16 protein-coding genes are annotated in these 25,824 nt (G+C 70.8%); 7 read left to right on the forward strand and 9 right to left on the reverse strand.

The genetic code is table 11. The features are described from left to right. Positions 1-773: 773 nt before the first annotated feature. A complete protein-coding gene (locus tag OV090_RS46455) occupies positions 774-1,262 on the forward strand; it encodes an OmpA family protein (RefSeq protein ID WP_267711488.1) in 489 nt (162 codons plus the stop codon). A 46-nt stretch (positions 1,263-1,308) separates the two neighbouring features. On the opposite strand, the gene OV090_RS46460 is transcribed toward OV090_RS46455, so the two are convergent. Then, entirely contained in the window at positions 1,309-2,187 is an 879-nt protein-coding gene (locus tag OV090_RS46460) for a hypothetical protein (RefSeq protein WP_267711489.1), read from the reverse strand. Beyond that, positions 2,184-2,546, reverse strand: a complete 363-nt coding sequence (locus tag OV090_RS46465; RefSeq protein WP_267711490.1) for a hypothetical protein — start codon at positions 2,544-2,546, stop codon at positions 2,184-2,186. The genes OV090_RS46460 and OV090_RS46465 overlap by 4 nt, the downstream gene beginning before the upstream one ends. Positions 2,547-2,698: 152 nt before the next feature. On the opposite strand from OV090_RS46465, the gene OV090_RS46470 reads away from it, so the two are divergent. Together OV090_RS46470 and OV090_RS46475 are read left to right on the forward strand one after the other, a co-directional pair. Continuing rightward, entirely contained in the window at positions 2,699-3,085 is a 387-nt protein-coding gene (locus OV090_RS46470) for a hypothetical protein (protein ID WP_267711491.1), read from the forward strand. 196 nt (positions 3,086-3,281) lie between these two features. Next, positions 3,282-4,097, forward strand: a complete 816-nt coding sequence (locus tag OV090_RS46475; RefSeq protein WP_267711492.1) for a DUF4198 domain-containing protein — start codon at positions 3,282-3,284, stop codon at positions 4,095-4,097. A 66-nt stretch (positions 4,098-4,163) separates the two neighbouring features. Here the strand turns inward: OV090_RS46475 and OV090_RS46480 are convergent, their stop codons facing one another. The 7 genes from OV090_RS46480 to OV090_RS46510 form a co-directional block, all read right to left on the reverse strand. Then, entirely contained in the window at positions 4,164-5,828 is a 1,665-nt protein-coding gene (locus OV090_RS46480) for a hypothetical protein (RefSeq protein WP_267711493.1), read from the reverse strand. Between the two features lie 76 nt (positions 5,829-5,904). Further along, complete coding sequence (locus OV090_RS46485) at positions 5,905-7,110, reverse strand: DUF4215 domain-containing protein (protein WP_267711495.1); 1,206 nt, start codon at positions 7,108-7,110, stop codon at positions 5,905-5,907. 95 nt (positions 7,111-7,205) lie between these two features. Then, a complete protein-coding gene (locus OV090_RS46490) occupies positions 7,206-8,822 on the reverse strand; it encodes an AAA family ATPase (RefSeq protein WP_267711496.1) in 1,617 nt (538 codons plus the stop codon). 133 nt (positions 8,823-8,955) lie between these two features. Next, complete coding sequence (locus OV090_RS46495) at positions 8,956-10,437, reverse strand: alpha/beta hydrolase (RefSeq protein ID WP_267711497.1); 1,482 nt, start codon at positions 10,435-10,437, stop codon at positions 8,956-8,958. 10 nt (positions 10,438-10,447) lie between these two features. After that, positions 10,448-11,275, reverse strand: a complete 828-nt coding sequence (locus OV090_RS46500) for a hypothetical protein (RefSeq protein WP_267711498.1) — start codon at positions 11,273-11,275, stop codon at positions 10,448-10,450. 9 nt (positions 11,276-11,284) lie between these two features. Beyond that, the gene (locus OV090_RS46505) at positions 11,285-11,920 is read right to left on the reverse strand and encodes a peptidoglycan-binding domain-containing protein (protein ID WP_267711500.1); all 636 of its coding nucleotides are present in this window, start codon (positions 11,918-11,920) and stop codon (positions 11,285-11,287) included. A 423-nt stretch (positions 11,921-12,343) separates the two neighbouring features. Continuing rightward, positions 12,344-12,883, reverse strand: a complete 540-nt coding sequence (locus tag OV090_RS46510; RefSeq protein ID WP_267711501.1) for a hypothetical protein — start codon at positions 12,881-12,883, stop codon at positions 12,344-12,346. A gap of 137 nt (positions 12,884-13,020) precedes the next feature. On the opposite strand from OV090_RS46510, the gene tssI reads away from it, so the two are divergent. From tssI to OV090_RS46530, 4 genes are all read left to right on the forward strand, one after another. Continuing rightward, positions 13,021-15,270 carry a type VI secretion system tip protein TssI/VgrG gene (gene tssI, locus OV090_RS46515; protein WP_267711502.1) on the forward strand — a complete coding sequence of 750 codons (2,250 nt, stop codon included), beginning with the start codon at positions 13,021-13,023 and terminating at the stop codon, positions 15,268-15,270. An 802-nt stretch (positions 15,271-16,072) separates the two neighbouring features. Beyond that, complete coding sequence (locus OV090_RS46520) at positions 16,073-20,206, forward strand: FG-GAP-like repeat-containing protein (RefSeq protein ID WP_267711503.1); 4,134 nt, start codon at positions 16,073-16,075, stop codon at positions 20,204-20,206. Continuing rightward, positions 20,203-24,084, forward strand: coding sequence for an RHS repeat-associated core domain-containing protein (locus OV090_RS51370; protein ID WP_267711504.1), 3,882 nt, complete (start codon positions 20,203-20,205; stop codon positions 24,082-24,084). Before OV090_RS46520 ends, OV090_RS51370 begins: the two co-directional genes overlap by 4 nt. 506 nt (positions 24,085-24,590) lie before the next feature. Then, positions 24,591-25,769 (forward strand): hypothetical protein, encoded by a 1,179-nt coding sequence (locus tag OV090_RS46530; protein ID WP_267711505.1) that lies wholly within the window; start codon positions 24,591-24,593, stop codon positions 25,767-25,769. Positions 25,770-25,824: the final 55 nt, after the last annotated feature.

Genomic DNA, 25,824 nt, shown 5'->3' on the forward strand with positions numbered 1-25,824 from the left:
CTCCCCGAGGCGATTGCGCGGACGCTGCGCGCCCGTCCCCTCGCCACCACCCGCGACGCCGGCCCAATGGAGCGCCGTCCTTCATCGCTGATCACGACAAAGAACGGATCCGCACCTGACCGATTTGACGTACTGCGTTCCACCAGACACGCTCGAAAATGTGGCTAGCCGAATCGCCCGACCCAATGGAGGTCAGACGCCGGTAGGACCGACGATGACGACGACGCCCCCGGGAGGGCGTGTATCGTTCACGGTGCCGTGATACACGTCTAAAATATGCGAAGCAAGTGCAAAGACGCCCGAATGGCGATTACCGCCCCCAATCATGTGTGAGGTTACACAGTCCAACTGACCACTGTTATTCGCGCATTGCGTGCTCTCGACTCTCTTTAAATTGAACATCGAGGTCGAATGGCCTCATTGGCCATATCTGCGCCGCGCGATCGAATGCCGGCGAACCAGCGGAAATCATCCTCTCGCGCCGCTGGTGCCGAGAGGCCACCATGCCGCGGACGGGCCCCAGGCGCGAATACGCGGTCGCCGAATATGACGTCGGGTTCATCGAGTCCGCCGATTCGGCGCGCGCCGAATCGATCGATCGCAATGCGCGAAGATTCGCTTCGCTTGCGAATCGCAATACGCATTCCGGGAATCGCTGTTCCACCGCGTGGGCGACGGCCCGGCCGCGAAAGCCGCGGCGTGCCCTCCGCGCGGGGCGGAAGCGCCCGCCGCGCCCGGGTGCACGACCGGGCCGCGGTGATACCCTCCCGGCCATGCCTCGCGCCGCCCTCGCGCTGGTCCTGCTCCTCGCCGCCTGCAAGCACGGCGCCTCGACGGCGTCCTCGCACCCGCCGCCGCCCGAGGTGCCGCCGGCCTTCTTCGCCGCCGGCTCGAACATCATCACCTTCGACGACCGGCCCATGGTCCAGCAGGCCGCGGAGGAGCTCGGCAAGCACCCGGACGTCCACGTCCTGCTGATCGGCCGCACCGATTCGCGCGGCAAGGCCGAGCAGAACATGGAACTCGGCCTGCAGCGCGCCCGCGAGATGCGCGAGGCGATCCTCCTCAAGGGGGAGGGCAAGATCGACGCCGCCCGCGTCCACATCGGCTCGCGCGGCCAGGCCGAGCCGACCGGCAACAACGACACGGAGGAGGGCCGCGCCGCCAACCGCCGGGTCGAGTTCTACTTCTATTATCCGGACGGCACCCCGCTGAAGTCGCGCTTCACGGCGCCGATCGTCATCGAGGGCGAGGAGCCATGAAGCTGGCTCTCAAGGCATGTCTCAAGGGACATGCCAGGACCTCGGTTCAGAAGAACACCTGCAAGCCGAGGCTCCAGCCGATCGTGTAGTCGCGGAGCCGCGTGAACGGCACCTGGACCGAGCCGACCAGCGAGCCGCGGCGGTGGAAGTTGTACGAGACCGCCATCAGGCCGGTGCCGCGGGCCGTGCCGAGGTCGCGGTACAGCTCGCCGGCGCGGTTGCCGGGGCAGAACTCGCGGCCGCCCTCCGGCAGGGTGCAGAAGGCCGCGAGGCGGGTGTCGAGCAGCAGGCCGACGCCGAGGTTGACCTTGCCCTTGGCCAGCTTGGCCCCGACCTGGCCGCTGGCGCCGAAGTCGACCGCCACGCCGGCGCGGCGGATGTCGACCGTCGAGATCGCCAGCACCTGCCAGTACCAGGTCATGTACGTGCGCGTGAACACCACGTAGGGCGCGACCGCCACGATCGGCCCCGGGTCGACGGTGAACCGCACCGTCCGCGTCGGCAGCGAGGCGTTGAGCCCGGCCGTCAGCACGCGGTGGATCAGCTTGCTCGCGTGCGGCGTGACGCGCACCTGCACGCGCGTGTCGCCGTAGCCGACCCGCGTCTCGCCCTGGGTGTCGGCCGCGCGGAACATCAGCAGCGGCGCCTGCAGGGCGAACGACAGCCACGGCCGCGGCGCGTACTCGCCGACCAGCGACAGCGAGTCCATCGTGCCCGGGTTGAGGCCGAAGCCGGTGTAGACGAACTCGTTGATCAGCAGCAGCCGCGTGTTGGCCCGCCCGCCGGCGCCGTTGAGGCTGTTGATCGTGCGCACGCCCTCGGAGGCGCCGTGGCCCGGCACGTGATGGGCGCGCGCGGCCGCGGGCGCCAGCGCCAGCCCGGCGGCCAGGAGCCACGCTGCGCCTCGCCCGCGCGCGCGGCTCACCGCGTCCCCTTGATCGCGTGACAGTCGACGCAGCCGCGGCGGTCCTTGGCCATCCAGTCGGCCACCAGCGGCGGGCGGATGACCTTGTTCATCTCGACCATGTGGTGCTCGAGCGTCGCCGGGTCCATGCCGCGCATCCGCCTGGCCATGTGCGACTCGAGCTCGTGGCACTTGAGGCAGGCGCCGCGGGTCGACTGCGACGTCATGGCCTCGTGGTGCTCCTCGCGGCGGATGTTCGGGGCGTAGGCGGTGATGCAGCCTGCGGTCGAGCCCGCCAGCGCCGCGGCCAACAGCAGGGCCGCGGAGACCCCGCCGAGCCCGAAAGGGCCGGCTCCCTGCCGTGGACTGCGGCGAGACATCACCATCTCGCGTGTAGCCGATCCAGCGCCGCGTCGGGCCGGCAAAGCGGCCCGCTGCGACATCGGGTCGCATCGCCGCGGTCCACGCCGCGTGCGACAGGCCGACGCATGTACACGGCCGCGACACCGCGCCTATGTTGTCGGTCCTCGTCATGACCCGCGCCGTCCGCTCGTCCTCCTTCGCCCTGCTCTCCGTCCTCCTCTCGGCCGCCGCCTGCACCAGCGAGAACAGCAAGATCGGCAGCCCCTGCGACAACGCCGAGCAGTGCGGCGGCGACCTGATCTGCGACGTCCACGACGGCAAGGGCACCTGCCAGGAGCCGCACGACCACGGGACCGCTGGCGAGGAGACCGAGGCGCACGAGACCGAGGCGCACGAGACCGAGGCGCACGAGACCGAGGCGCACGAGACCGAGGCGCACGAGACCGACGACCACGGGACCGAGAGCACCAGCCCCACCGAGGCGACCACCGAGCACGGCGAGACCGAGCACGACCACACCAGCACGACCGCCGACACGACGTCTTCGACCGGCTGAGCGCCCGCTCCATCGGACATGTTTTATCGAGCATGTCCGTCGGGCAATGTTCTTTTGGACATGCCTTGAAAGGCATACCCTCGAGCGTCAGCAGCGCGCCGACAGCTGCGCCGCCTGACCCCGAGCCCGGCGCCTCCGCCCCCCGCGCTCGCGCGAAAATCGCGGCAGCCGGCGAGCGGGGGTATGCTGCGAGACCGTGCCGTCCGTCCGCGTCCTCGCCCTCGGCCTCCTGGCCGCGCTCTGCGTGGCCTTCCCGGCCCGCGCCCACGACTACTGGCTCGAGTTCTCGCCGCTGTCGCCGGCCGCTGGAGGCGCGCTCGCGCTCAGCTTGTGGGTCGGCGAGGACTTCGCGGCCGAGGCGCAGAAGGCGATGGAGCGCCGGCGCCTGGTCTCGCTGCGGCAGGTCACCGCCCTGGGCGAGCTCGACCTGCTGGCGCAGGCGCGCGACGGGGCCACGCCGTTCCTCGACCTGCGGCTCGGCGGCCCTGGCGGCTACCTGTTCGGCCTCGAGCGCGACGCGTCGCACATCGAGCTCAAGCCGCTGAAGTTCAACCGCTACCTCCGCCACGAGGGCCTGGACGGCGCCCTCGCCGAGCGCAAGCGGGCCGGCGAGCGCTGGCAGCCCGGGCGCGAGCGCTACACCCGCTACCTCAAGAGCTTCGTGCAGGTCGGCGACGCGGTCGACGGCGTCTCGACCCGCGTCCTCGGCCACCGCCTCGAGCTCGTCCCCGACCGCGACCTCGCCGAGGTGCGCCCGGGCGACCGCCTCGGCGTCCAGCTGCGCTTCGGAGGCGAACCGCTGGCCGGCGCCAGGGTCGAGGCGTTCACCCGCGACCGCGACGGCCGGGTCGCCGAGCAAGCCGCCACCACCGACGCCGACGGCCGCGTCACGTTCACCGTCGCCGCCGCAGGGCCGTGGCTCCTGCGCGCGGTCCACATGCAGCGCTGCGCCGGCTGCAAGGACGCCGACTGGGACAGCTCCTGGAGCTCCTACGGCTTCGCGGTCCGCTGAGACATGTCAGCTCCGACATGTCCCTGGAGACATGTCCCGAATCACATGTCCTGAAGCGCGACCCGCTCAGCCGCCGGCGCGCCAGCCGCGGAGCAGCGGCGGGTGGCCGCAGGTGGCCCGCGAGCGGTAGCGCAGCTTGCCGGCCACCCCGGCGATGGCCGTCTTGTGCGCCTCGTAGTCGCCGGCCGCCAGCAGCAGGCCGACCTGGCGCTCGCCCTGCGAGCGGACCTCGCCGAGCAGCAGCGAGCCGAGCGGCCCGCTCAGGGCGGTCCGCAGCTCGGGCGTGCCGACCTCCGGGCTGTCCTCGGAGACAGTGTACAAATGGACATAAACTTGGGGACAGGTCGCATCGCCGGCCCGCGGGCTGCGACGCGGCAGCAGGTCCTGCTGGGCCGCGTGGACCTGGCCGTCGTCGTACAGCGCCAGCGAGCCCGCCGCGCCGTTGCTGCGCAGGACCGCGTGGTGCGGCGAGGCTGTCCCATCGGCCAGGAGCAGGCGCGCGCTGAGCCACAGCGACCCGGCGGCGTCGCGGCCGATCGCCCGCGGAGACGGCACCAGGCCGGCCACCGGCCCCGGCTCCGAGGCCCACGCGCCGGCCTGCGGGTCCCAGAACCAGCTCGCGGCCACCTGCACCGGCGGCAGCTCGACGCGCTCCCACACGTCCCAATCGCCGCTGGCGTGGATGATCCGCCACAGACTGTCGGCGGGCCCCGCCTCGTCGACGACGGCCAGCAGCGCCGGCTCGGGGGTCTCGACCAGCGACACCACCGAGCCGCGGGCTGGCGGCGGGTCGAGCAGGCGCCACGACGTGCCGTCGAAGCCGGCCACGTACGGCACCACCTCCTCGTCGATCTCCACCCCGTCGCCGATCAGCACCTGCCCGCCGCTCTCGACCAAAGTCGCGACCTGCTTCGGCGCCCGCGACTGGAGCCCCGGCAGCGGCGCGAAGATCCCCTTCGTGTCGCTCGGGCCCCAGCGCAGCATCCCGGACTGCAGCCCCGGCAGCCCCTCCGCGCCGGCCGGACCGGCCGCGACCGACGCGAACAGCTCGCCGGTCGTCAGCCCCGCCAGCCGGGTCGGCCGCGGCGGCGACTGCAGGCCCGCGACCTCGAGCTGCGGCCGGGCCGGGCGCGCGCCGTCGTCGTCGAGCAACACCAGCGCGGCTCGCCCGTCGCCGTCGCTGCGCAGCGCGATCGCATGGCCCTCGGGCCATGTCGCATAGTCCTGGTAGTAAGCCCCCGGAGCGTCGGGGTCGGGCTCGTGGGCGGTCCATGTATTCTCACGCCGCCGGTACACGCGGTGCGCGGGATCGTCCCCGCCCCGCGCGACCGTCAGCCACAAGTCGTCGTCGCGCCCGCCGAGCGCGTGGATCGCCCAGTCCGCGCCCGGCTCGGCCGCGTGCAGGCCGCTGAGCCAGTCTGTCTCTTGGGCCAGGTTGCCGTCGGCTCCGGCGCGCGCCAGCATCACGCCGCCGGCCAGCACGACCTCGCCGTCGCCGAGGCGGTGCAGCGCGATCGGGCCGCGGCGGGTGGCCACGGCCTGCAGATCGAGCTTGACGGTGCGCGGCGACGGTGGGCCGTCGTCGATCGCTTCGGCGGGCTTCGCCGCGGCGGTCGGGCTGGAGGTCGGGGCGGCGGCCTTGGCCGTCGCCGGCGCGTGGGAGTCACAGGCGCACAGGCCGATGGCGAGCAGGGAGGATCGCGCGAGGTGCGGGAGTGACTGGGCAGGCATCTTCGCTCCCGCCCATCGTACCGAAAAAACTCGCCCGCGCGCGCCGCCGGGCCGGGGCTTCGGCGCGCGGACGCACTCAGTCGGCGTGGAGCACCACGCGCTCCCAGTCCGCGCTGCTGTTGAGAAAGTCGGTGCTCCCGCAGCGGAAGCCGCCGTTGATCTGCCCGCCGCCGGTGTGGAAGCACAGCCGCCGCTCCGGATTCACAGCGCCGGTGTCGCAGCTGTTGCGAGAGATCGGGTCGCCCTCGACCGCGAAGCCCCACGAGAACGCGTCGCTGAAGTACCAGCCGGTCCCGTTGGCGTTGGTGGGCGTGTTGCTCTGGCCGGTGTCGGCAGTCACCTGCGCGCGCGCGGCGTGGGCCAGCAGCGAGTACGTCCCGCTGCCGCTCGGGCGGCACGCCAGCATCAGGTTGGCCTTGCCGCACTGCTGGAGGATCTGCGCCACCGACGTGCCCGCGTGGCCGAACTGGTCGACGTAGCAGACCTCCCAGCCGACCAGCGACGCGCCCTGCACGTTCTGCTGCGGGCCGAACGCGGTGTACTTGTTGATCACCGTCTTCTTGCAGTCGGGCTCGCAGCCGTCGCCGGCGATCTGGTTGCCGTCCTCGCACTCCTCGGTGCCGATCCACAGGATGCCGTCGCCGCACACCGCGTTCTTGCAGCTCGCGGTGCAGGCGTCGGTGTTCTCGGCGTTGGCGTCGTCGCACTCCTCGACGCCCATCATCACGATGCCGTCGCCGCAGCCGGCGAGGGCGCACTGGCTGGTGCAGGCGTCGGCGTCGTCGGGGTTGCCGTCGTCGCACGCCTCGAGGCCGACGTGGACGACCCCGTCGCCGCACGTGGCCCCCGTGCACATGTTGGTGCAGTCGTCGCCGTCGATCGGATTGCCGTCGTCGCACTCCTCGGTGCCCGCCAGCACGAAGCCGTCGCCGCAGGCCGCGAACTTGCACGAGTTGGTGCACGCGTCGTTGTTGAGCACGTTGCCGTCGTCGCACAGCTCGCCGGGGTCGAGCTGACCGTCGCCGCACTTGGGCCCTTCGGTGGTGTTCTGGCTGCCGGTCGCGTCGGTCGCGTCGGTCGTCGAGGGGTCCTCCGCGGTCGTCGAGGTGCCGGTCGTCGTCGTCGTCGCGGTCGCCTCGGTGGTCGTCGCCTCGGTGGTCGTCGTCGACGTCGGGCCCGAGGTCTCGCTCACCGTGCCTCCGGTGTCGAGCGCGCTCCCCTTCGCGCAACCTCCCGCCGCCGCCGCGCCGATCAGCAGCGCCCCAAGCCGTGCCCTTCGCATGGCCCAACTAGACCATCCGCGCTCCGGCTTGACAACGTTCGTCGGCGCGCGTGCTCGCGCGCAGGCGCGCAATCATATGTCCCGAGGGACAGCCGCTACCACAACCCGGCCGCGCGCAGGAGCTGCAGGGCCCGCTGCAGCACCTCTTCGGGCGGTCCGCCGCCGTCGATCTCCGCGGCGATCGCCGCGTGCTCGGGGCGCAGCGGCTGCCACGCGGCCCGCGCCTGCAGGTACACCGACACGTCGGCGTCCGAGACGTCTCCTGTCCTGCGGGACAGGCGCTCGCGGATCGTCGGATCGTCGGCGGTGCACACGAGGATCTGCGCCGGCACGCCGAGATCGGCGGCCAGCTCGACGAACGGCGCGCGCTGCGAGTCCTGCTTGAAGTTGGCGTCGACGACCACGCGCTCGCCCTCGGACAGGCGGGCCTCGGTCAGCTCGCGGCAGACCGCGTAGGTGCGCTCGTTCCAGGCCGGCGTGTACACCGACGGGTCGGCCGGGGCCTCGCTGGGCAGGTTGGCGAGCTGCTTGCGGACCGCGTCGGAGCGGACCCACGAGAAGCCCTCGCCGGCCAGGGCGCGGGCCAGCGTCGACTTGCCGGTCCCGGGCAGGCCCATCACCAGCAGCAGGCACGGGGCCAGGGCCGGGGCCTGCAGCTCGCGCAGCGCCAGCAGCAGGTACCGGCGCGCGCGCGCCTGGGCCGCGCGGGCCTCGGCCTCGGGCACCTCCGGCTCGCGCGCCTTGAACGCCTCGACCTTGGCCCGCACCGTCGCGCGGTAGGCGACGTACAGCGGCAGCAGCGCCCGGCCCTCGCTCGCCTCGTCGTCGGGCGTGACCGCGAAGTAGCCCTCGACCAGCGCGTCGGCCAGGTCGCGTCGGCCGGCCTCGCGCAGGTCCATCACCAGGAACGCCAGGTCGGCCACCGGGTCGGCGCAGCGGAACTGCTCGCCGAACTCGATGCAGTCGATCACCAGCAGGTCGTCCGGCCCCTCGCGCTCGGGGAACCAGTACACGTGCTCGAGCCGCAGGTCGCCGTGGGTGTCGCGCGGCACGTGCCGGCGCGCGCGCCCGTCGATCGCCGCGTGCCCGCGCGCCAGCGCCTCCTCGGTGGCCCGCTCGACGCGCGTGAGCAGCTGCTCCGTCACCACCCCGAGCCCGGCCAGCTGCACGAAGTTCTGGCGGCAGTTGCCGGCCACCGCCGCGAACGTCGCCCACGCCGACACCGCCGGCCCGCGCCGCGCCCGCGCGTGGAAGCCGGCGATCGTCGCGCCGAGCCGCTGCATCAAGGCCCCGTCGGCCTCGCCGGCGGCCACGCGCGCGCCGAGCCGCGCCGCGTCGGGCAGCCGCCGCATGTGGACCACCCAGTCGATCACCTCGAGGTCGCCGCCCTCGTCGAGCTCGCGGCCGACCCGCACCTGCTCGTCGACCTGTACGACGGGCAATGTCCCAAAGTACACGTCGGGCGCCAGCCGGCGGTTGAGCTCCACCTCGAGCTGACAGAAGTGACGGCGGCGCGACAGCGTCGAGTAGTCGAGGAACTCGAGGTCGACCGGCTTCTTCAGCTTGTAGACGTCGCCCTCGACCAGGAACACCACCGAGACGTGGGTCTGGACCACCTCGACGCGGACCCCCTCGGCGCGCCCGAAAGCGCGGGGGTCCGAGAGGGCGGCGATCAGCGCGACGAGCTCCATGGCGTCCTCGAAGGCTGCCACGGCCGGGCCCCGCCCGTCCATGTGCGAGTGTCACGATCGCGCCACGGTCGCGATCGCGTATCACCCGATGCCGGCGGCCTCACGCGCGCCGCGCCCGGGGCCTGGCGACGCCTGCGCCCCCGACGCCGCGACGTCACGGCAACAGGCGCAGCGCCTGGATCCGCCGCACCACCCGTTGATTGACGTCGGGCACGAAGCAGGTCGAGTGCTCGTGCGCCCCGACGTCCTCGGCGAGCGCGAGCCGCGGCGGCCCGGCGCCGGCCCACTGTCCGCTCACGCCGGCGTCGAGGCCCTGGGCGCTGACGATCGGCACCGTGCCGTCGCCGCCGCCGGCCACCGGCACCGCGCGGCGCCCGGGCGGCAGGTCCCAGCGGTACGCGGTCTCGGTCGCCATCCCCGCGGCGTACAGCATGAAGGTCCGCGGATGCGCGTAGCCGGCCAGCATGCCGTGCAGCGCCTGCGCGCACGCGACCCCCGACCGCAGCGTCGCGCGATAGGCGTCCCAGCGCCCGAGCGCCCGGGCGGCGCGAGCCCGGTCGGCGCGCAGCCGCATCTCGTGGAACTCGGGGAAGCGGCCGTTCCACTCGTCGTCGAGCTGGACGAGGCGCGCCTCCGAGGCCCGCGTCAACGCGTCGGGCGAATCGCCGAAGCCCTCGCCCAGCAGCGTCTGCAGGTCGGCGACCGGCAGCTCGGGCACCACGCTGCGCGGCCCGCCGTCGAGGTACTCGCCGTAGATGCCGGCCGCGGGGCTCACCTGTCCCGAAGGACCGGTGAGCCAGCCCTCGTAGACCTGGTTCGGCATCAGCTGCAGCGGCCCCTCGGTGCCGCTCATGATCATCGTGTAACCCCACCAGGTCCCGCCGAGGATGCCGGCGAAGATCTTGCCCTCGAGCCCGGTCGCCTTCTCGTTGCCGAGGCCCTCGACGAACCGGCGGTAGGCCACCACCGCGCCGTTGCACGGCTGGACCACGTGGACCACGCCCTTGACCAGGTTCGCCACCCCGCAGCCGGCAGGCGCGCAGGCGTAGCGGGCCACCAGGCCGCCCATGCTGTGCGTCACCAGCACGACCTTGTCGACGCCGTGCTTGTCGAGGACGTGGCGGATCCGCCGGGCCAGCAGGGTCGCGCCGTTGGAGACCGTGCGCCGCCAGTCGTAGCCGAACGCGTACACCGGGTGCTCGCCGGGCGAAAAGGCCCCGCTGTTGAACGCGACCTCGAGCGCCTTGAGGATCTCGTAGTAATAGCCCTGCGACACCCCGCCCCAGCCGCGCTGACGGCCGTAGAAGCCGGGGTCGCCGTTCGGGTCGACCGCGCGCCAGATCTTCTCGAGGTCCTTGTCCCACGCGATCGGGTCGCTGAGGATCTCCGCCATCCCCGTGCGGACGCTGAGCAGCTCGGCGGCCCGCTCGGCCGAGCGCATCGACCAGCCGATCAGGTTCTTCTTGCTGTCGGGGTCCCACAGCTCGTTGTGCGCGACGAGCCGCATGCGCGAGCCCATCACCCCCGGCACGAACACGATCGGCAGCGGCTTGCCGGAGCGCAGCGTGTTCTCCTTGCCCTGCTCGAAGATCCGCGCGGCCTCGATCTCGCGCACCGTCAGCTGGTCCTCCGCCATCCTCCCCTCCTCAGTGCCGCGCCACGCTGGCGACCATCGCCGAAAAGCCCGCGCCGCCGATCGCCTCGATCTCCCGCTCGACCACCACGAGCCGCAGCGACAGCCCCGGCGCCGCCGCCACCCGCGCGAACGTCGAACCCAGCACCGTGCCGTACGGGTCGCAGCGGTCGAGCCGCCACTGGCCCCACGTCGCCTCCGCGCCGGCCAGCGCGGCCGTCCCGGCGCCGAGCGGGTGGACCACCAGCAGCTCGCCCGGGGCCGGCGAGCCCCACGCCTCGAACTCTGTCTCTCCGGGCATGTCCGAAGTGCCCTGGTCCAAGATACATGTCACGCGCTCGTCGGCGGTCGCGAACCGGTACACCCGCGGCGGCCGCAGCCAGGTCGGCAGGGCCAGCGGGACCCCGTGGGCCCGCCGCCCGGCCCAGCCCGGCGGCAGCGAGCCGCCGCCGATGGCCGCGACGAGCGCCAGGAACACGGTGTCGGCCCACTCGCGCGCGCTCTCGAAGCGCAGCGTCCACATCCGCCCGCGATCGTCGCGCAGCGCCGCCACCCACACCCCGCCGACGATCTCCGGGTCGGTGATCGCCAGGGTGTGGGCCGGCCCGAGCCCGGTCATGACCTGTCCTTCGGGCCATCCCGGGTCGCCGCCCAGCGCCCGCGCCGCGCTCTTGCGGTTGGCCGCGATCAGGTCGGCCGGGCGCACGTCGGCCGGCAGCTCCTCGACCTCGATCACCAGGCGGTCGGCCTCGCCGCCGCCGGCCTCCTCGAACACGTAGCCGGTGCGGTCGGCCAGGTCGTCGGGGACCTCCACTGCATACGGGTCACACAGGCGCAGCACGCGTCCACCTCACATCCCGTAGAGCTCGCGCAGCTTGGCCTGCGTCGCCGCGTCGAGCTCGCCGGTCGCCGGCAGGCCCTCGCGCAGCTGCAGCCCCCACAGCGCCAGCGCGGTCGCGTCGTCGAGCTCGCCGCTGACGCGCCCGTGATAAAAGCCGAGCTGGCCGAGCCGCGCCTGCGCCCCCGACACCTCGCCCACCGGGTCGAGGTGCCCGAGGCGCAGCCGGTACATCAACTTGCGCTCGGGGAACTCGACCACCGCCTCCGTCGCGTCGCTGCCGATCGCCTCGACCAGCCGGCCGTCGCCGTCGGTCTTGCCCTCGCGGACAGGTTCTTCCATACCTGTCACAAAGAACCTGTACGAAGCGCCAGCCACCGGCGCGTCGCCCTCGACGAAGCGCAGCCGCACCTCCGCGGCCGCGGGCGCCAGCTTGAACTTGTGCGAGGCGCCGGTCGCCCGCGCCTCCCACTTGGCCGCCGGCTCCGGCACGAACAGCGCGTCGCCCGGCAGCAGCGCGCTCGGGTCGCGCGCCCGCTCGCGCAGCGCCGCGTTGTTCGGGTGGTCCCAGACCTCCCGCCAGTCGACGCCCCGGCGCGCCGCGATGCTGCCGACGCACTCCCCCTGCGCCACCCGGTGACTCGCCATCGCCCCGCCACGGTATCCGCCCGCCCGGGCCGACGACAAGCCGAACCGGCCCGCGCGCGCCCGTGCGCCTGGGCCCACCCGCGCGAGCGCCTCCGCGCCCGGCGAAACCGCGCGACCCACCGCGGGAATTTCACTTCTGTCCCAATAAACATGTCTCCAAAGACATCTCGCGAGACCGCCGCGGCCTTGCGAGATCTCTCGACCCTCGCGTCGCTTGCAGCCGGCGGTCGTGAAGACATCCGCGGCCGCGACGAACCGCTCTTCGCGCTCGCGGCCGAGCTCGCCGCGGGCGCGGCCATTGCGAGCTAGCGACCGCGTGCGCCGCGCGCCCCTGCCGTCAATCGCACGCGGCGCTCGTGCTCACATTCGCCGCCCGCGAGCCGGCGCGACCTATCCACGATCGCCGTCCCCTGCTGCCCACAATCACTCGGCCGCGGACCACATGTTCGCGCCGCGCCGCGGGAAGGTGACCTTGCACGTCCCCGCGGGCAGGCCGCGCACGACCGCCTTGCCGTCGACGCCGAGCGAGCCGCGCAGTTGTCTCCCGTCGGGCAGCTCGATCACGTAGGGCTCCCACGCCACCACCGCGCCGTTCGCGTCGACCAGCTCGAGGCCGATCCAGTCGGTGTCGACGAGCTGCGTGTCGGCCTCTTCGTGCGTCGGTTCGGCTGCGCCGCGGCCCGCCTGACCGGACTCGCGCGCCGGCGCCTCGCGTTCGTGGGCCAGCTGCCCGCGCGTCAGCAGATCGACCAGCACGCGCCGCAGCCCCGCGCGCTCCAGCCGTGACGCGTCGATCGCCGCGGTCGCGTACAGCAGCCCGCGCAGCGCCGCGGCTGTGTCCGGTGTCAGGGCCAGCGCGTCGACCGTGCGCTCCGCAGTCTCGCGCGACACACCCACGCCGCGGCCGGCCGAGAACCACCACTGCTCGCCGAAGCGCCCTGCGATCGCCACTCGTCGCGCCACGCTCGCGAATCTACACCAGCCGCGGATCGACACCAGTCGCGTCGTGCCCGCCGCGATCGAGACCGCGCCGCGCTCTCGCGCGCCTCACTTCGGCTCGCCGGCCGCTCGCCCGCGTGCAACACTGCTGCCGCGCCGCGATGAACGACCACGCCTCGGACGACCGCAGCGGCCTGCTCGCCGCAACGCGCTACAGCTTCACGTGCAAGGGCACCCAGGGGGTCGTCTGGCACGTCCGCCGCTTCGACCTCGTCGAGTCGCTGTCCGAGCCGTACCGCCTGCACCTCGAGATCGTCACCGACGATCTTTCCGTCGATCCGAGCCAGCTCCTCGGGGCCGAGTGCGACTTCTTCATCGAGCGCGACGTCGCCGCGCGGGCCGTCTACGGCGTGGTCGCCCGCATGCAGGAGCTCGGCGTCGTCACCGACCGCCTCGTCCTCGGCATCGACGTGGTGCCCGCGCTCGCGCTGCTCGGCCAGGTCGTCAACACCCGCTTCTTCCAGGAGCAGAACGTCCCCGACATCCTCCGCCAGGTATTGGAGCCCGGCCTCGAGCTCGAGGGTCGGCGCCTGCGCTTCGACCTCGACGCCGCCGCCTACGAGCCGCGCGAGTACTGCGTCCAGTTCCGCGAGACCGACCTCGAATTCGCCGCGCGCCTCATGCAAGAGGAGGGCATCCTCTACTACTTCGAACACCCGGTGAACGGCGGGCCCGAGGTCCTCGTGCTGGCCGGCGAGAGCGACCGCTGCAAGCCGCTGCCGCTCGAGGGCGGCCGCGACAAGGTCGACTACCTCGCGCGTCAGACCGGCACCGCCCTGCGCCAGGCCGTCGACAGCCTCACCCCGACCTGGTCGCTGCGCACCACCTCGATCGCCCAGCGCGACTTCGACTGGCTGCACCCCAGCGATTCGCCGTACCAGCGCGAGCGGCGGTCGAAGGACCTCCGCGGCCGCGACCGCGAGGTGTTCGACCACGACGAATTGCGGCTCCACCGCGACGACGGCGTCAAGCGAGCCAAGCGCAAGCTCGAGCAGCAGGCCGCCCAGACCCGCGTGTACTTGGGGACAGGTGACGTCACCGAGCTGACGCCCGGCTACACCTTCCCGCTGGTCGGCCACCCGCAGGCGCAGCTCGACCGCGAGTACCTGCTCGTGCGCGTGCGCCACCGCGGCGCCGCGCCCGAAGAGGACATGTACGCGAGCACGCGCGGCGAGAGCCGCTACGACAACGAGTTCGAGGCGATCCCCGCCGACGTGCCGTGGCGGCCGGAGCCGACGCTCACGCGGCCGCGGGCCCACGGTCCGCAGACCGCCATCGTCGTCGGCCCGGCCGGCGAAGAGGTCCACACCGACGAGCACGGGCGGATCAAGGTCCACTTCCACTGGGACCGGATCTCCCCGTTCGACGACACCGCCTCGTGCTGGATCCGCGTCACTCAGAAGTGGGCCGGCCCCTCGTGGGGCGCGGTCTTCATCCCGCGCGTCGGCATGGAGGTCCTCGTCGAATTCCTCGACGGCGACCCCGACCGCCCCGTCGTCACCGGTTGCGTCTACAACGGCCAGAACCGGCCGCCCTACGACCTGCCGCTCGAGAAGACCAAGAGCACGATCAAGACCGAGACCAGCCCGGGCGGCGGTGGGTCGAACGAGATCCGCTTCGAGGACGCGGCCGGGGCCGAGGAGATCTTCATCCACGGCCAGCAGGACATGAACACCGACGTCATCCGCGACACCACGCGCAAGAGCGGGCGCGACGACTCGAGCAACGTCGGCCGCCACCAGAAGGACGACGTCGGCGTCGACCGCACCGCGAGCGTCGGCAACAACGAGTCGCTGACCGTCGGCGTCGACCAGACGCTCACCGTCGGCAACAACCAGACGATCTCGGTCGGCACCAATCAGACCCTCACCGTCGGGACGATGCAGAACGAGACAGTCGGCGCCAACCAGACGATCTCGGTCGGCGCCAATCAATCGTCGACCATCGGCGCCAATCAATCGACCACCGTCGGCGGCAGCATGACCCTCAGCGTGGCCGGGGCCATGAGCGTCACCGGCGGCGGCAGCAGCACCACCAGCGTGGGTGGCAGCAGCACCACCACCGTCGGCGCGAGCAGCACCACCAACATCGGCGGCAGCAGCACCACCAACGTCGGCGGCGCGACCACCATGACCTTCTCCGCCTCGCACGACCTCAACGTCGGCGCCGCGCGGACCACCAACATCGGCGGCGGCGACACGCTCAACGTCGCCGGCACGCTGTCGATCACCGCGGCCTCGATCACCCTGTCCGCCGGCGGCTCGACCGTCGAGATCGGCCCCGGCGGCATCACGATCTCCGCCGGTGCGATCGTCTCGATCACCGGCGCGATGGTCAACGTCAACACCTGACGCCGCGACCGGGCCATGTCGGCCCTCTCTCGCTCGTTCTCGCCGCGCTGGCCGCCTCGCTCGTCGGGCACGCATTGCCCGACAATCCATACGACCGCCCGCAGAACGCCCCGAGCCCCGGCCCCCTGTTCCTGGCCCAGATCGGCGTTCTGCGGGAGGATCGGTTCGCCCTCCTGACCCCTCCAAGCGAATCGCAGACGGCGTCGCTATTGCCTCGTCGCGGCCGCTGAAGTGCAGATAGGAGGGGGGCGGCTCATCCCGGTGCGCGCGACGGTGTCGCTCACCGACTTCGTCGGCGGTGATGGGGCGATCGAGCTGCAGCGGACCTGACATTGACGAGGCGGGATATGATGGCGGTCGACGGCGGCCGGTATTCGACCGGCTGCCGCGCGCCACGGAGGAGATCCATGTTCGATCGATATCGATTCACGAGCATCCACCATCGCCAACACAAAAAGCGTATTCCCGCGCTCGTCTGCGCGGCATGCACGATCCTGGCCGCGCTGCCGAGCTGCAACGCGCCCGTCGAGACGCCCCCGCTCATCACTAGCAGTGCGCCTTCCACATCCAACAGCCCGTCTTCCGCGCTCGGCACCTGCGCGCCCTCCGATACACCGTGGTACACGCCGCCCCCGAGCCAGGCAGAGCGCCCGGTGGACCTCGTTCCGCTACCTCTACCGCCCTGGGACTCCGGCCGCGTGCCACCGCCCGCGCCGCCGCCTGACGAGCAGGTGGACGAACGTTCCCCCGCCCGCCGCTCGCCGAGGAGGGTGCCATGAGCTGGTCTCGATGGTTGGGTCGCATGCTGAGCGCGGCCGTGCTCGTCTCGGCCGCAGACGCGCACGCCGGCTTCACGCCGAGCTTCACGCCGAACACGGGCGGCGGACAGACCGCCTCGTCGGGGACGGCCGACACCAAACAGGGGGGTGAAGACCGCCGCGCCATCGGCACCGCTCGAGAGGGCGCAGTCATGTCGTCGGGCGCCTACGCTCGCTCGATCCCGATCGAGGTCCCACCGTTTCACGGGATCGAACCCGCGCTGTCTCTCGCCTATGATTCGAGGCAAGGGAACGGCATCGCGGGGGTCGGCTGGTCGCTGGTCGGCGGCTCCGCGATCGCGCGAGTCACCCCGGGACGCGGGCTGCCCTCGCTTTCTCCCACGGACATCTTCACGCTCGATGGTGAGGAGCTTGTCCCGTGCAAGCCCGGAACGCCGGGCCCGGGGTGCGAGCTCGCGGTGCCTCTTCCGGGCCGCGCCTACTTCACGACCCGCGTCGAGCGCGGAATTCAGGTCATCCACGACACGACCGGGCCCGCGGAGATGTGGATCGTGCGGTACCCGAGCGGCGTGCGCTGGACATACAGCACAGTCTCGCTGGCCGCCGGCGGACAGAGCCTCTCCTGGCTCCTCACCCGCGTCGAGGACACGTCGGGCAACGTCGTAAGCTACGAGTATACTCCGGAGTCCGACCCGGTCCGCTACCTCTCGCGGATCAGCTACAACGACCAGGCCATCAGGTTCTACTACGAGTTGCGCGACGATCCGGTGGTCCACGCCTTCGGCGCCGGGACGACGGGCAGCAGCCGGTACCGGCTCCGCACGATCGTCGTGGGCACGTGCGGCACGGACGACACCTCGGTCGGGAAGGCATATACGCTTGGCTACCGGCTTAGCGGGGCGACGCGGCGCTCTTTGCTGGCGAGAGTGGACGTGTTCGGCCGCGACGCGCACGTGAACGCGCTCGGCGTCGTCGTCAATGCGGCCACCGCATCGCGGCTGCCTCCGACCACGTTCAGCTACCAGAGCGAAGCTGATTACGGCAACCTGACCTACGTCGCGGGGAAGGAGGTCTATTCAAAGTCGTCGCCCACGGATCTGAGCCTCGAAGGGCCCTTGACGGCGTCGGGCGTCGTGAATGGGGACACCGCGTCGCCACACCTCGCCGTCCAGTGGAATGAAAACATCTCCGCGGCGATTCGCTGGCAAGGGTACAAAGCGAGCACGCTCGGCTGGTCACGCGACTGGCGCGAAGGAGATCACCTCGTCCACCTCCGGCTCGACTGGAACGGTGACGGGCGGGACGACCACGCAATCGTCACGTTCGAGGACCCGAAAGAGACCCGGATTCGCTACTTCCTCGCAAAGCCGAACGGGACGTACGACATGGCCACGAGCTCCGTCGCTCACGCGGCCATCGACAAGCGCGCGAGCGCCGCGACCGTGGCCGACGTCGACGGCGATCAACGGCCCGAGATCGTGCTCGTCCTCCCCGACCCCGGGAGCGATGCGTGGAAGACGGTCCGGATCGCCGCCGTGGGCTGGGACACGCTCCTCGCGAAGACTCGAGTCTTCGGCGAGGTCTCGCTGCCCGGCATGCTCACGTGGGAAGCCAGCGAGGAGAAGCGCCGCACGCACCTCCTGTTCGGAGACGTGAACGGCGACGGGCGGATCGACGTGGTCGGCGCGGACGGCCGCGACGACTTCTACACGTACCGCGTCGCGCTGGGCCGCGGCGACGGAACGTTCGGCGCGACCCTCTCGCAGCTCACGCCGTATCGCCCCAGCAACGCGGACGAGGTCTTCGTCTCGGATCACGACGGCGACGGGCGCGACGACGTCATGCTCGCCGGCTCCACGCACGTCACCAAGAGCGGTGACATCGCCTCGGAGGGCAAGCTCAAGCTGTACCTTGCGCGCTCGCGCTCGGACGCTTCTCCCGTGCTCGCGGCCGCGCCCTTCACGTTCACGCCCACCGTGTTCGACAGTATCCCTGCGGACACCGCCCTGCGCACCGACGACGCCCCGTATCGCAAGTGGCTGACCGGCGACTTCAACGGGGACGGTCGTGCGGATATCGTGAACGTGCTCGCCACCGAGGCCCGCTTCTTCTACTCCGACGCCTTCGGACAGGTCTGGCAGGGGACGAATGCCGTCCTGCCCGCGACGTATCCGGAGAAGAAGAGCAACGATACCGTCATCTTCTCGATGCGCGCGGAGGACGTGAACCGGGACGGACGCAGCGATCTGGTCGCGTATCACCGCCGCTCGGGCGGACAGGCCGCGTTCCCCCACAGTCTGTTCGAGTCCGCCGTCGCCACCGTGCTCCTGGCGCAGGGACAGAAGGGCACCTGGAACGTCCGGTTCCGGGAGGACAAGCGATACTCGAGCAGTTTCTTTCTCGAGAGCTCGCCCACGTGCGACGTGATCCCCGTCCCGCCGTCCTTCATTGTCGTGACGTCTTGCCCCCAGCCGCCGATCACGACGCTCGAGCTCGCCGACGTCGACGGCGACGGTCAGCGGGAATGGGTCGCGTGGAGCGCCAGCAAGGTGCGGGGCCTCCACGCCGACAACACGCCCTGCGATTACAGCGAAACGAACAAGGGCAACGCGAGAACCTGCGACGTCTTCGAGACGTCGTTCCGCGCCGACGTCTCGCCGGTGGAGAGGCAGGTGACAGGAGCCGAGGAGTGGCTGCGGGGCGACGTGGACGGCGACGGCCGCCAGGACCTGGTCGTCCCATTGGCCATCCAGGGCTTTCCGCTGCGCGTGGAGACGCGACTCGCCACTGCGGGAGGCTATGTCGCCAACAAGGCCCCGAACCTCCTCAAGGCGCCTGTGTGGACCCGCGCCCCGCTCGGCCGCCTCGTCGATCTCGACGCCGACGGACGCGACGAACTGGTGTTCATCGCGCTGGACCGCGACCCGCTGGATAACCGGAGATCGAACATCCGGATCTTCTCCTTGAAATTCCGTCCGGGGACTGGCGGCGACGCCGGCGCATGGGAGGACTTCGGTAACTATGCGGTCGGCCTCCCCGACGCGACCGAGGAGATCCGTCGGTGGCATTTCGTCGACGCCAACGGGGACGGCCGCATGGACGTCGCCCATCTCGTGCCCGGCAGCGGGGCTGCCACCCTGGATGTGTTCCTGTCGCGGGGAGATGGCCTGTTCGACCAGAGGCCGCGGAGCACGTTCGCCTCCGCCACGCTCCGGCCGACGACCACGGTGTGGAACGTCGCGGACGTCAACGCGGACGGGGCTACCGATTTGGTGAGCATGGCGCAGGATACGGCCGGACTGCTTCAGGCAAATACCTTGTTTGCCTCGCGCGACGGCGGTTACCGGCTCGTGGAGAGACCGCACGGCGATCTGGGGTTCGCCGTGCATCCGGCCCGCATGCGCCCCGCGGATGTGAATGGGGACGGCGTCGTGGACTTCGTCATCCTACGCGGCGCGCACGAGCAGCCTTCGCTCTATCTTACCGATACTCGCCTCCGCGTCGAGCTCCTCGCCGGCGTGGGCGACGGAACGTGGCGTGCCCGTCTGAGCCCACTCACCATCCTCGAGCCGGGCAACTACACCAACCTCGCGGAGTGGAAGCTGGCCGACGCCAACGGCGACGGGCGCACGGACCTCATGGGCACGCTCGCCAGCCTGGCATCCCCCGGAGACGCAGCAGGGCTGTTCGGTTTCTATTCTTTCGAGGCCACGGTGACGCAGCCGGACCTCCCGCTCTTCCGCCCGCGCGAGCTGTGGGCCGTCGCCAAGAAGGCGGCTCCGTACCCGACACCGCGCCTCTGGCAGGCGGGCGACACCGATGGCGATGGACGGTCCGATCTCACGAACCTGGAGTTCGATCCCGCGTCGAAATCCTTCCAGGTGCGCACCGTCCGGCAGAAGCCGGGTGTCGATCTCTTGAGCTCGTCCACGAGCCCGCTGGGAGGCACGGAGTCGGTCAGCTACCGCCCCCTCCTCGGGACGAGCCCCGCCATCGTCGACGGCGAGCTCTGCACCCTTCCACCGCACCGGGGCCACGTGGTGGCCGAGGTCGTCCGCGACGCCCGGTTCGGCAGCAGCGGCGATATTGAGAGACGCGATTACTCGTGCCCCGGTGGTCGCCGCCGGAGCGTACGTTCCTGGGCTGGTCGCAGGTGACGGCAACCGAGCTGCCCGCATATCCGGTGAAGTGCGGCACGGACCCCTGCTTTCCGAACCGGCCTCTGGTGCAGCGTCGCGCGACGTACGAGCTCTCCGACGCCTGCTTCGCGCAGCGCTCGAAGGAGGAAATCTTCGAATACACGCCTTCGCTCCTGCTCGCCCGCGAGACCTCGACGTTCGAATACAACAATCCGAAGAAGCAGGCCCCGTTCGACTGCGCGGTGGCAGCGATGCAGCGAACGGTGCATGACTCCGCGGGGACTCCAGCGCTGCGTACGCGCACCGAGCTGCGCTACGACAGGACGCACGAGCCCGAGTGGCGCATCGAGCTGGGAGACCTGGACGCGGTCGGCGACGAGCGCGCCCACAGGGTCACGCGTGCGCTTCTCTCCGAGCCGTACATGATCGCGGCGGCTTCAGAGGAGCTGTTTGCGTGGGACGTCGCCGCCGGCAAGGAGGGCGAGCGGCTCCGAGCCATGCACTACTGTTACGACATGCCCGCAGTGTTCGACGACGCCGATCGCACCAAGGCCAAAAAGTTGTCCGGGTGCTTCGCGCCCACCTCGCGGGGGCTCCGCACGGCCACGCTCGCATGCACCGACGTCGCGAAGTGCGAGACCTCGACCAGCCCCGACCACGACATCACGGGCGGGCTGTGGCTGGTGGACACCTTCGAATACGACAGCTGGGGTAACCGCACCGCCACCATCGACGCCCGCGGTCAAAGAACGGCCACCGAGTACGTGAACCCTTATCCAATACCCGTGTTGCCGACGAAGATCACGAACGCCGCGGGGCACGAGCTCAAGAAGAGCTGGGACTGGCTCCTCTCATCGCCCACGACCACCGAGGACGCGAACGGCGTCACGGTCGCCACGACCTACGACTCGCTAGGACGTGTCACGCACGAGGAGACGCGCTTCACCGACCTGGACGGCACCGCCGTCATCACCAATGTCACGGACTGGGTCCGATCCTCCGAGGGAATCCCGGGCAGCCAGACCCTGGAGGAGACGACCTCCGACGGGACCGTGAAGGTCTGGACAAGGACGACGTTTGATGGCCTCGGCCGCACGGTTCGCATCGCCCGGCGCGGCAGCCCCAACGCCTCCGGAACGCTGCAAGACGCGGAACAGACCGCCTCGTACACGGACACATCCCGCCGCGAACACCGCATCTCGGGCTGGTCCCTCGTCGGCGGCACGACCACGCACTTCACGACATCGAGCTACGACCACGCAGGCCGGCTCGTCCGGACAGTGCGCCCCGACGGCGCTGTGTCGGCGATCTCTTACGGAGTGGACGCCCCCGGAAAGCGCGGCGCCCCGGACGCCCGCCCGTATCGCTACTTCATCACGACCGTCACCGACGAGCGCGGCGACCGGCAGGCCTCGGTCACCGACGTGCATGGCGCGAAGGTGCGCACCGATCAGGTACATGAGGGTGCGAGCCTCGCGATGATCTACGACGTCGATCTCGCGGGTGAGCGCGTCCGTGTCGAGGACCCCTCGCAGAACGTGACCACCTACAAGAGGAACAGCCTCGGCTGGTTGCTCGAAGAGAATGATCCGGACCGTGGAAACTTCACCTACACACGCGACCTCGCGGGCAACGAGACGCTGGTCGTGAACGCCGAGAAGACGAGCGTCGAGACGGAATACGACGTCCTCGGCCGGCCGAGCCTCCGTCGGTACGAGCGCGCCACCGGGGAGTCGCGGAAGGTCGCGTACACGTACGACGAGGTCGACGCCTCGCACGGCGCGGGGCGCGGGCGCCTCACGACAGTGCAAGACTCCTCGGTGAAGCCATGCACGGACAGCGGAGGTAGCGCCACCATCCCCGCGCTCAGCTACAAGTACGAGCCGCGCGGGAACGTCGTGTCCACGACCGAATGCACCGAGGGCGATCTGGCCGTCACGATCGGCGCGAGCTACGACGCGCTCGGCCGCCTCGCGGCGACGATCTACCCGGACGGCGAGCAGGTCGACTACGCGTACGACGAGGGCGGCAGGCTACGGAGCGTCAAGAACACGGCCGACGGCGTGACGTACGTCGAGCTCATGGGCTACACGCTCGACGGCGACCTCCGCGAGGTCAAGCTCGGCAACGGCACCGGGGAGTCGTTCACGTACACCCCCGAGCGCCGCTTCCTGTCGAGCGCGAAGATCGTCGAGAAGGGCGGCGGGGCGGTCTACGAGGCCACGTATCACCATTATGCCGACGGCCTGGTGAAGGACGACACCGCCACGGGGCCGTACGCCTTCTCTCACGGGTACCAGTACGACGGGCAGGATCGGCTCGTCCGCGTGACCGGCAGCAACCCCGAGGTGTTCGCTTTCGATCGCATCGGAAATCTGGTGAAGACGTCGGCGCATGCACTCACTCCGTATCCTTCCGGGCCCGGCAAGCGCAACGTGCATGCCCTCCTGAGCGCAGGGCCCGGCACGTCTTTCACGTACGACGACGCCGGCTTCCTCAAGAGCGCCACGCTGGGGGGCGTCACGCGCACGTACGCCTGGAACGAGCTCGACCTGCTCGCTAGCGTGTCGTTCGCGGGAGAGACGACGTCGTTCGTCTACGACGCGACTGGCGCTCGCGTCCAGAAGAAGACGTCCAAGGGGACGCTCTACTCGTTCTCCCCGTTCTACGAGGTGACCGAGAAGGCCGCAGTCCGGACTCCCGTCAAACATTATCTTGGAGGCGCGCGCCGCGTCGCGCACCGCGAGGGCTCGGGGGTTGTCGGGGCGCTCACATTTCATCATCAGGACCGCCTCGGATCGGTCGTCGCACTCACCGACGACAAGGGCGTGGCGATGGCGGACTCGCTCTATCAATACAGCGCCTACGGCGTGTCCCTCGGGGTGCCTGCCAAGGCGAAGCCCGAGCACGCGCGAGGCTTCCAGTTCACGGGACAGCGGCAGGATGTCGAAACCTCGCCTGACCCCGGCGCTGGCCTCGTCTACCTCTCGGTGCGGTACCTCGACCCGGCGCTGGCCAGGTTCCACGCACCGGACAGCGTGGTTCCTCAGGACACCATCATGGGTTTCAATCGCTATGCGTACGCGTCGGGCAATCCGATCTCACGGGTGGACCCCGGAGGGAACGCCGACAAGGACGTATCGCCGCAGGGCGCGTACACTGCGCCTGTGTCGACGCCCAATCAAAGCATCCATGTCGGGCCGCGGCCGCTCACTCCGGCGGAGACGGACGCGCTGGACGCTGCCTTGCAGCAGCAGCGAGCTCTGGGCTCGTACGTAGGAGCCGAGCGGGGCGGAGACTTCTTCGCCAAGCTCACGCCGGATTACCTGAGCGCGCAGTTCTCGTTCGGGTTCTTCTCGTTCGGCTTCACGGCGACGCACGGTCAGGCCTACGTGAACTTCGGTCTTTCCAATGGCGTGAGCAGCATGGTCAACCTCGCGAACGGCGCGAAAGCGGCGCGGGACGCCAAAGGCGGGCTGAGTTCCCTGACGGCCTTCTCGCGGGAGAACGTGGGCATCTCGCTCACTGCCGGACGACTGCTCAACGCAGCTCCGACACGACAGAACGTCGAGAATTTCCTCGGAGGCTCGGGGCAAGGTGTCTCGCTTGGCGGGGTCTACGCGGGCATCGGCGGCGCCCTCAACCTCCAGCAATCCGGCTCGCTGACCGCTGGCGAGCTCAGCTTGTCGCTCGGCACAGGCGCGGGGCGCGGCTCGCCGGTGACCGCGGACGGAAGCGTGGGCTACAGCATGCTCTTGCGGGACACGGGCGAGGCGCGCGTGGTGCCGGTGAACCTCGTCTTCTCCTCGGGGGCGACGGTCCCGGCGTTCATGCTGGATCCCAAAGAGACCCCTCGATACATCTCCCGGGAGGACATCGCGTCCGTCTTTCGCTGACGCCGCATTCCCATCCCGCCATCCACCGCTGCGCGCGCACCGAGCTCCTCGCCGAGGCGGTGCGCGTCCGCGGGCGCGAGGTCCGCCTCGTGATTGCCCGAGACGCGCCCTCCTCGCGCTTTTGACGTCGACCTTGACGATCGCTACGCCAGACAGGGTCGCTATGCCGGTCGCGGCATGGGCTGCCTCGCCTGAGAGCGATGGCTCGGGCACCACGGCCTCGGAGGTCGCCGCCTCCGGCGAATCGGCGACCCGTTCGAGCAGGACCTCATCCGTACGCCCGCGACGACTCGGTCGTCATCCGGGGATTCGCAACCGCGGGCAGAGGTTGAGCATTCCCATCGAATCGGCCCCTCGTCCCTCCGCTCGAGGCGCTGCTCGCAGGTGTCCATGCCTGTGCGACCGCCTCGGTGCAAATGTCCTGCGAAACAGGTCGGGCCGTCGCTCGCGGCCGCCGGAGCGCGGCCCTGTTTGCGCGGCCGCGGGTCGGCGCGTATCGTTGCCGCATGTTTTTAAAGGCGAAGCGCTTTTTAATAATAGGTATCGGTGGCTTGTTGGCGTGCGATCCGCAGGGCGGCGGCACGACTGCGACGGCCGGTGAGACCGCGGCCTCGACGGGCGAGGCCTCGACGGCCGGTGAGACCGGGGCCTCGACCGACAGTGCGACCGAGGCGACGACGGGTAGCAGCGAGGCGTCGACCGACGCGCCCACGACGACCGGCGGGACCGGCGACGCGCTCGGCTGCGGCGACGTGCGGTGGGCCTACGACGTGGCCAAGTTCCACGCGGTCGGAGACTTGGCAGTCGACTCGCGCGGGCACGTGCGCGCGACCGCGGGCGACGCCGAGGTGTTCCGCGTGCTCGACCTCGACGCGAACGGGGTCGAGGTCGGCGCGCTCGAGGTCGCGACCATGGGCAACTTCGTCCGCTGGGGCGGGGTCGACGGCGAGGGCAACGTCGTGGTGCAGGTGCAGGAGAACGGCCCGCAGTGGCCGCGCGACTGGGTCCGCAAGTTCTCGCTCGCCGGGGCGCTGCTGTGGGAGGTCGAGTTCGACTCGAAGACCGAGTGGTTCCCGATCGGCACACCGGTCCCCGGCCCCGATGGTTCGGTCCTGGTCACGCGCTCGGCGTCGCTCCACAAATTCGCCGACGACGGGCCCGTGGCGTGGGAACAGGCCAACCCCGACTTCATGCAGCCTTTCGCGGTCAACGCGGCCGGCGTCAGCGTCGGGTGGTTGGCCGCGACCAAGTGGGTGCGCACCCTGGGGCCCGACGGCGCGCCGCTGTGGGAGGTCGAGTGGGGTCAGCAGGCGTTCGCCGACCGCTTCTTCACCATCGACGGCGCCGGCGGGGTCGTCGTCGGCGAGAAGTACCACGGCCTGGTGCGGTTCTCCGGCGACGGCACCGTCGAGTGGGAGAAGAGCGAGGCGGAGCTCGGGCTGCAGATCGCCGGGCTCGCCATGAACGAGGCCGGGCAGCTCGCAGTGCTCGGGAGACCGGACGAGGGCCAGACCGGCGTCGCGTTGCTCGGGCCCGACGGCGCCGAGGTCCGCCGCCACACCTGCCCCCAGTTCTACGGCGATCTGGTGGCGATCGACGCGGCCGGCCAGGTGACGGTGGCCGGCTACGACTTCATCCCGGAGAACGGCCAGTTCGACTGGTGGGTGCTCGCGCTCGGCGAGTGACATGTCCCCGGCGACATGTCCTTTAAAACATGCCCCCGGCGACTCACTAGCGGAC

The sequence above is a fragment of the Nannocystis sp. RBIL2 genome, from assembly GCF_026626745.1.
Lineage (GTDB): Bacteria > Myxococcota_A > Polyangia > Nannocystales > Nannocystaceae > Nannocystis.

Bases quoted from the DNA above. Each gene is read 5' to 3' on its own strand.
- OV090_RS46455 (WP_267711488.1), top strand. From the start codon at position 774: ATGCCTCGCGCCGCCCTCGCGCTGGTCCTGCTCCTCGCCGCCTGCAAG.
- OV090_RS46465 (WP_267711490.1), bottom strand. From the start codon at position 2,546: ATGTCTCGCCGCAGTCCACGGCAGGGAGCCGGCCCTTTCGGGCTCGGC.
- OV090_RS46470 (WP_267711491.1), top strand. From the start codon at position 2,699: ATGACCCGCGCCGTCCGCTCGTCCTCCTTCGCCCTGCTCTCCGTCCTC.
- OV090_RS46480 (WP_267711493.1), bottom strand. From the start codon at position 5,828: ATGCCTGCCCAGTCACTCCCGCACCTCGCGCGATCCTCCCTGCTCGCC.
- OV090_RS46485 (WP_267711495.1), bottom strand. From the start codon at position 7,110: ATGCGAAGGGCACGGCTTGGGGCGCTGCTGATCGGCGCGGCGGCGGCG.
- OV090_RS46495 (WP_267711497.1), bottom strand. From the start codon at position 10,437: ATGGCGGAGGACCAGCTGACGGTGCGCGAGATCGAGGCCGCGCGGATC.
- OV090_RS46505 (WP_267711500.1), bottom strand. From the start codon at position 11,920: ATGGCGAGTCACCGGGTGGCGCAGGGGGAGTGCGTCGGCAGCATCGCG.
- tssI (WP_267711502.1), top strand. From the start codon at position 13,021: ATGAACGACCACGCCTCGGACGACCGCAGCGGCCTGCTCGCCGCAACG.
- OV090_RS46520 (WP_267711503.1), top strand. From the start codon at position 16,073: ATGCTGAGCGCGGCCGTGCTCGTCTCGGCCGCAGACGCGCACGCCGGC.
- OV090_RS46530 (WP_267711505.1), top strand. From the start codon at position 24,591: ATGTTTTTAAAGGCGAAGCGCTTTTTAATAATAGGTATCGGTGGCTTG.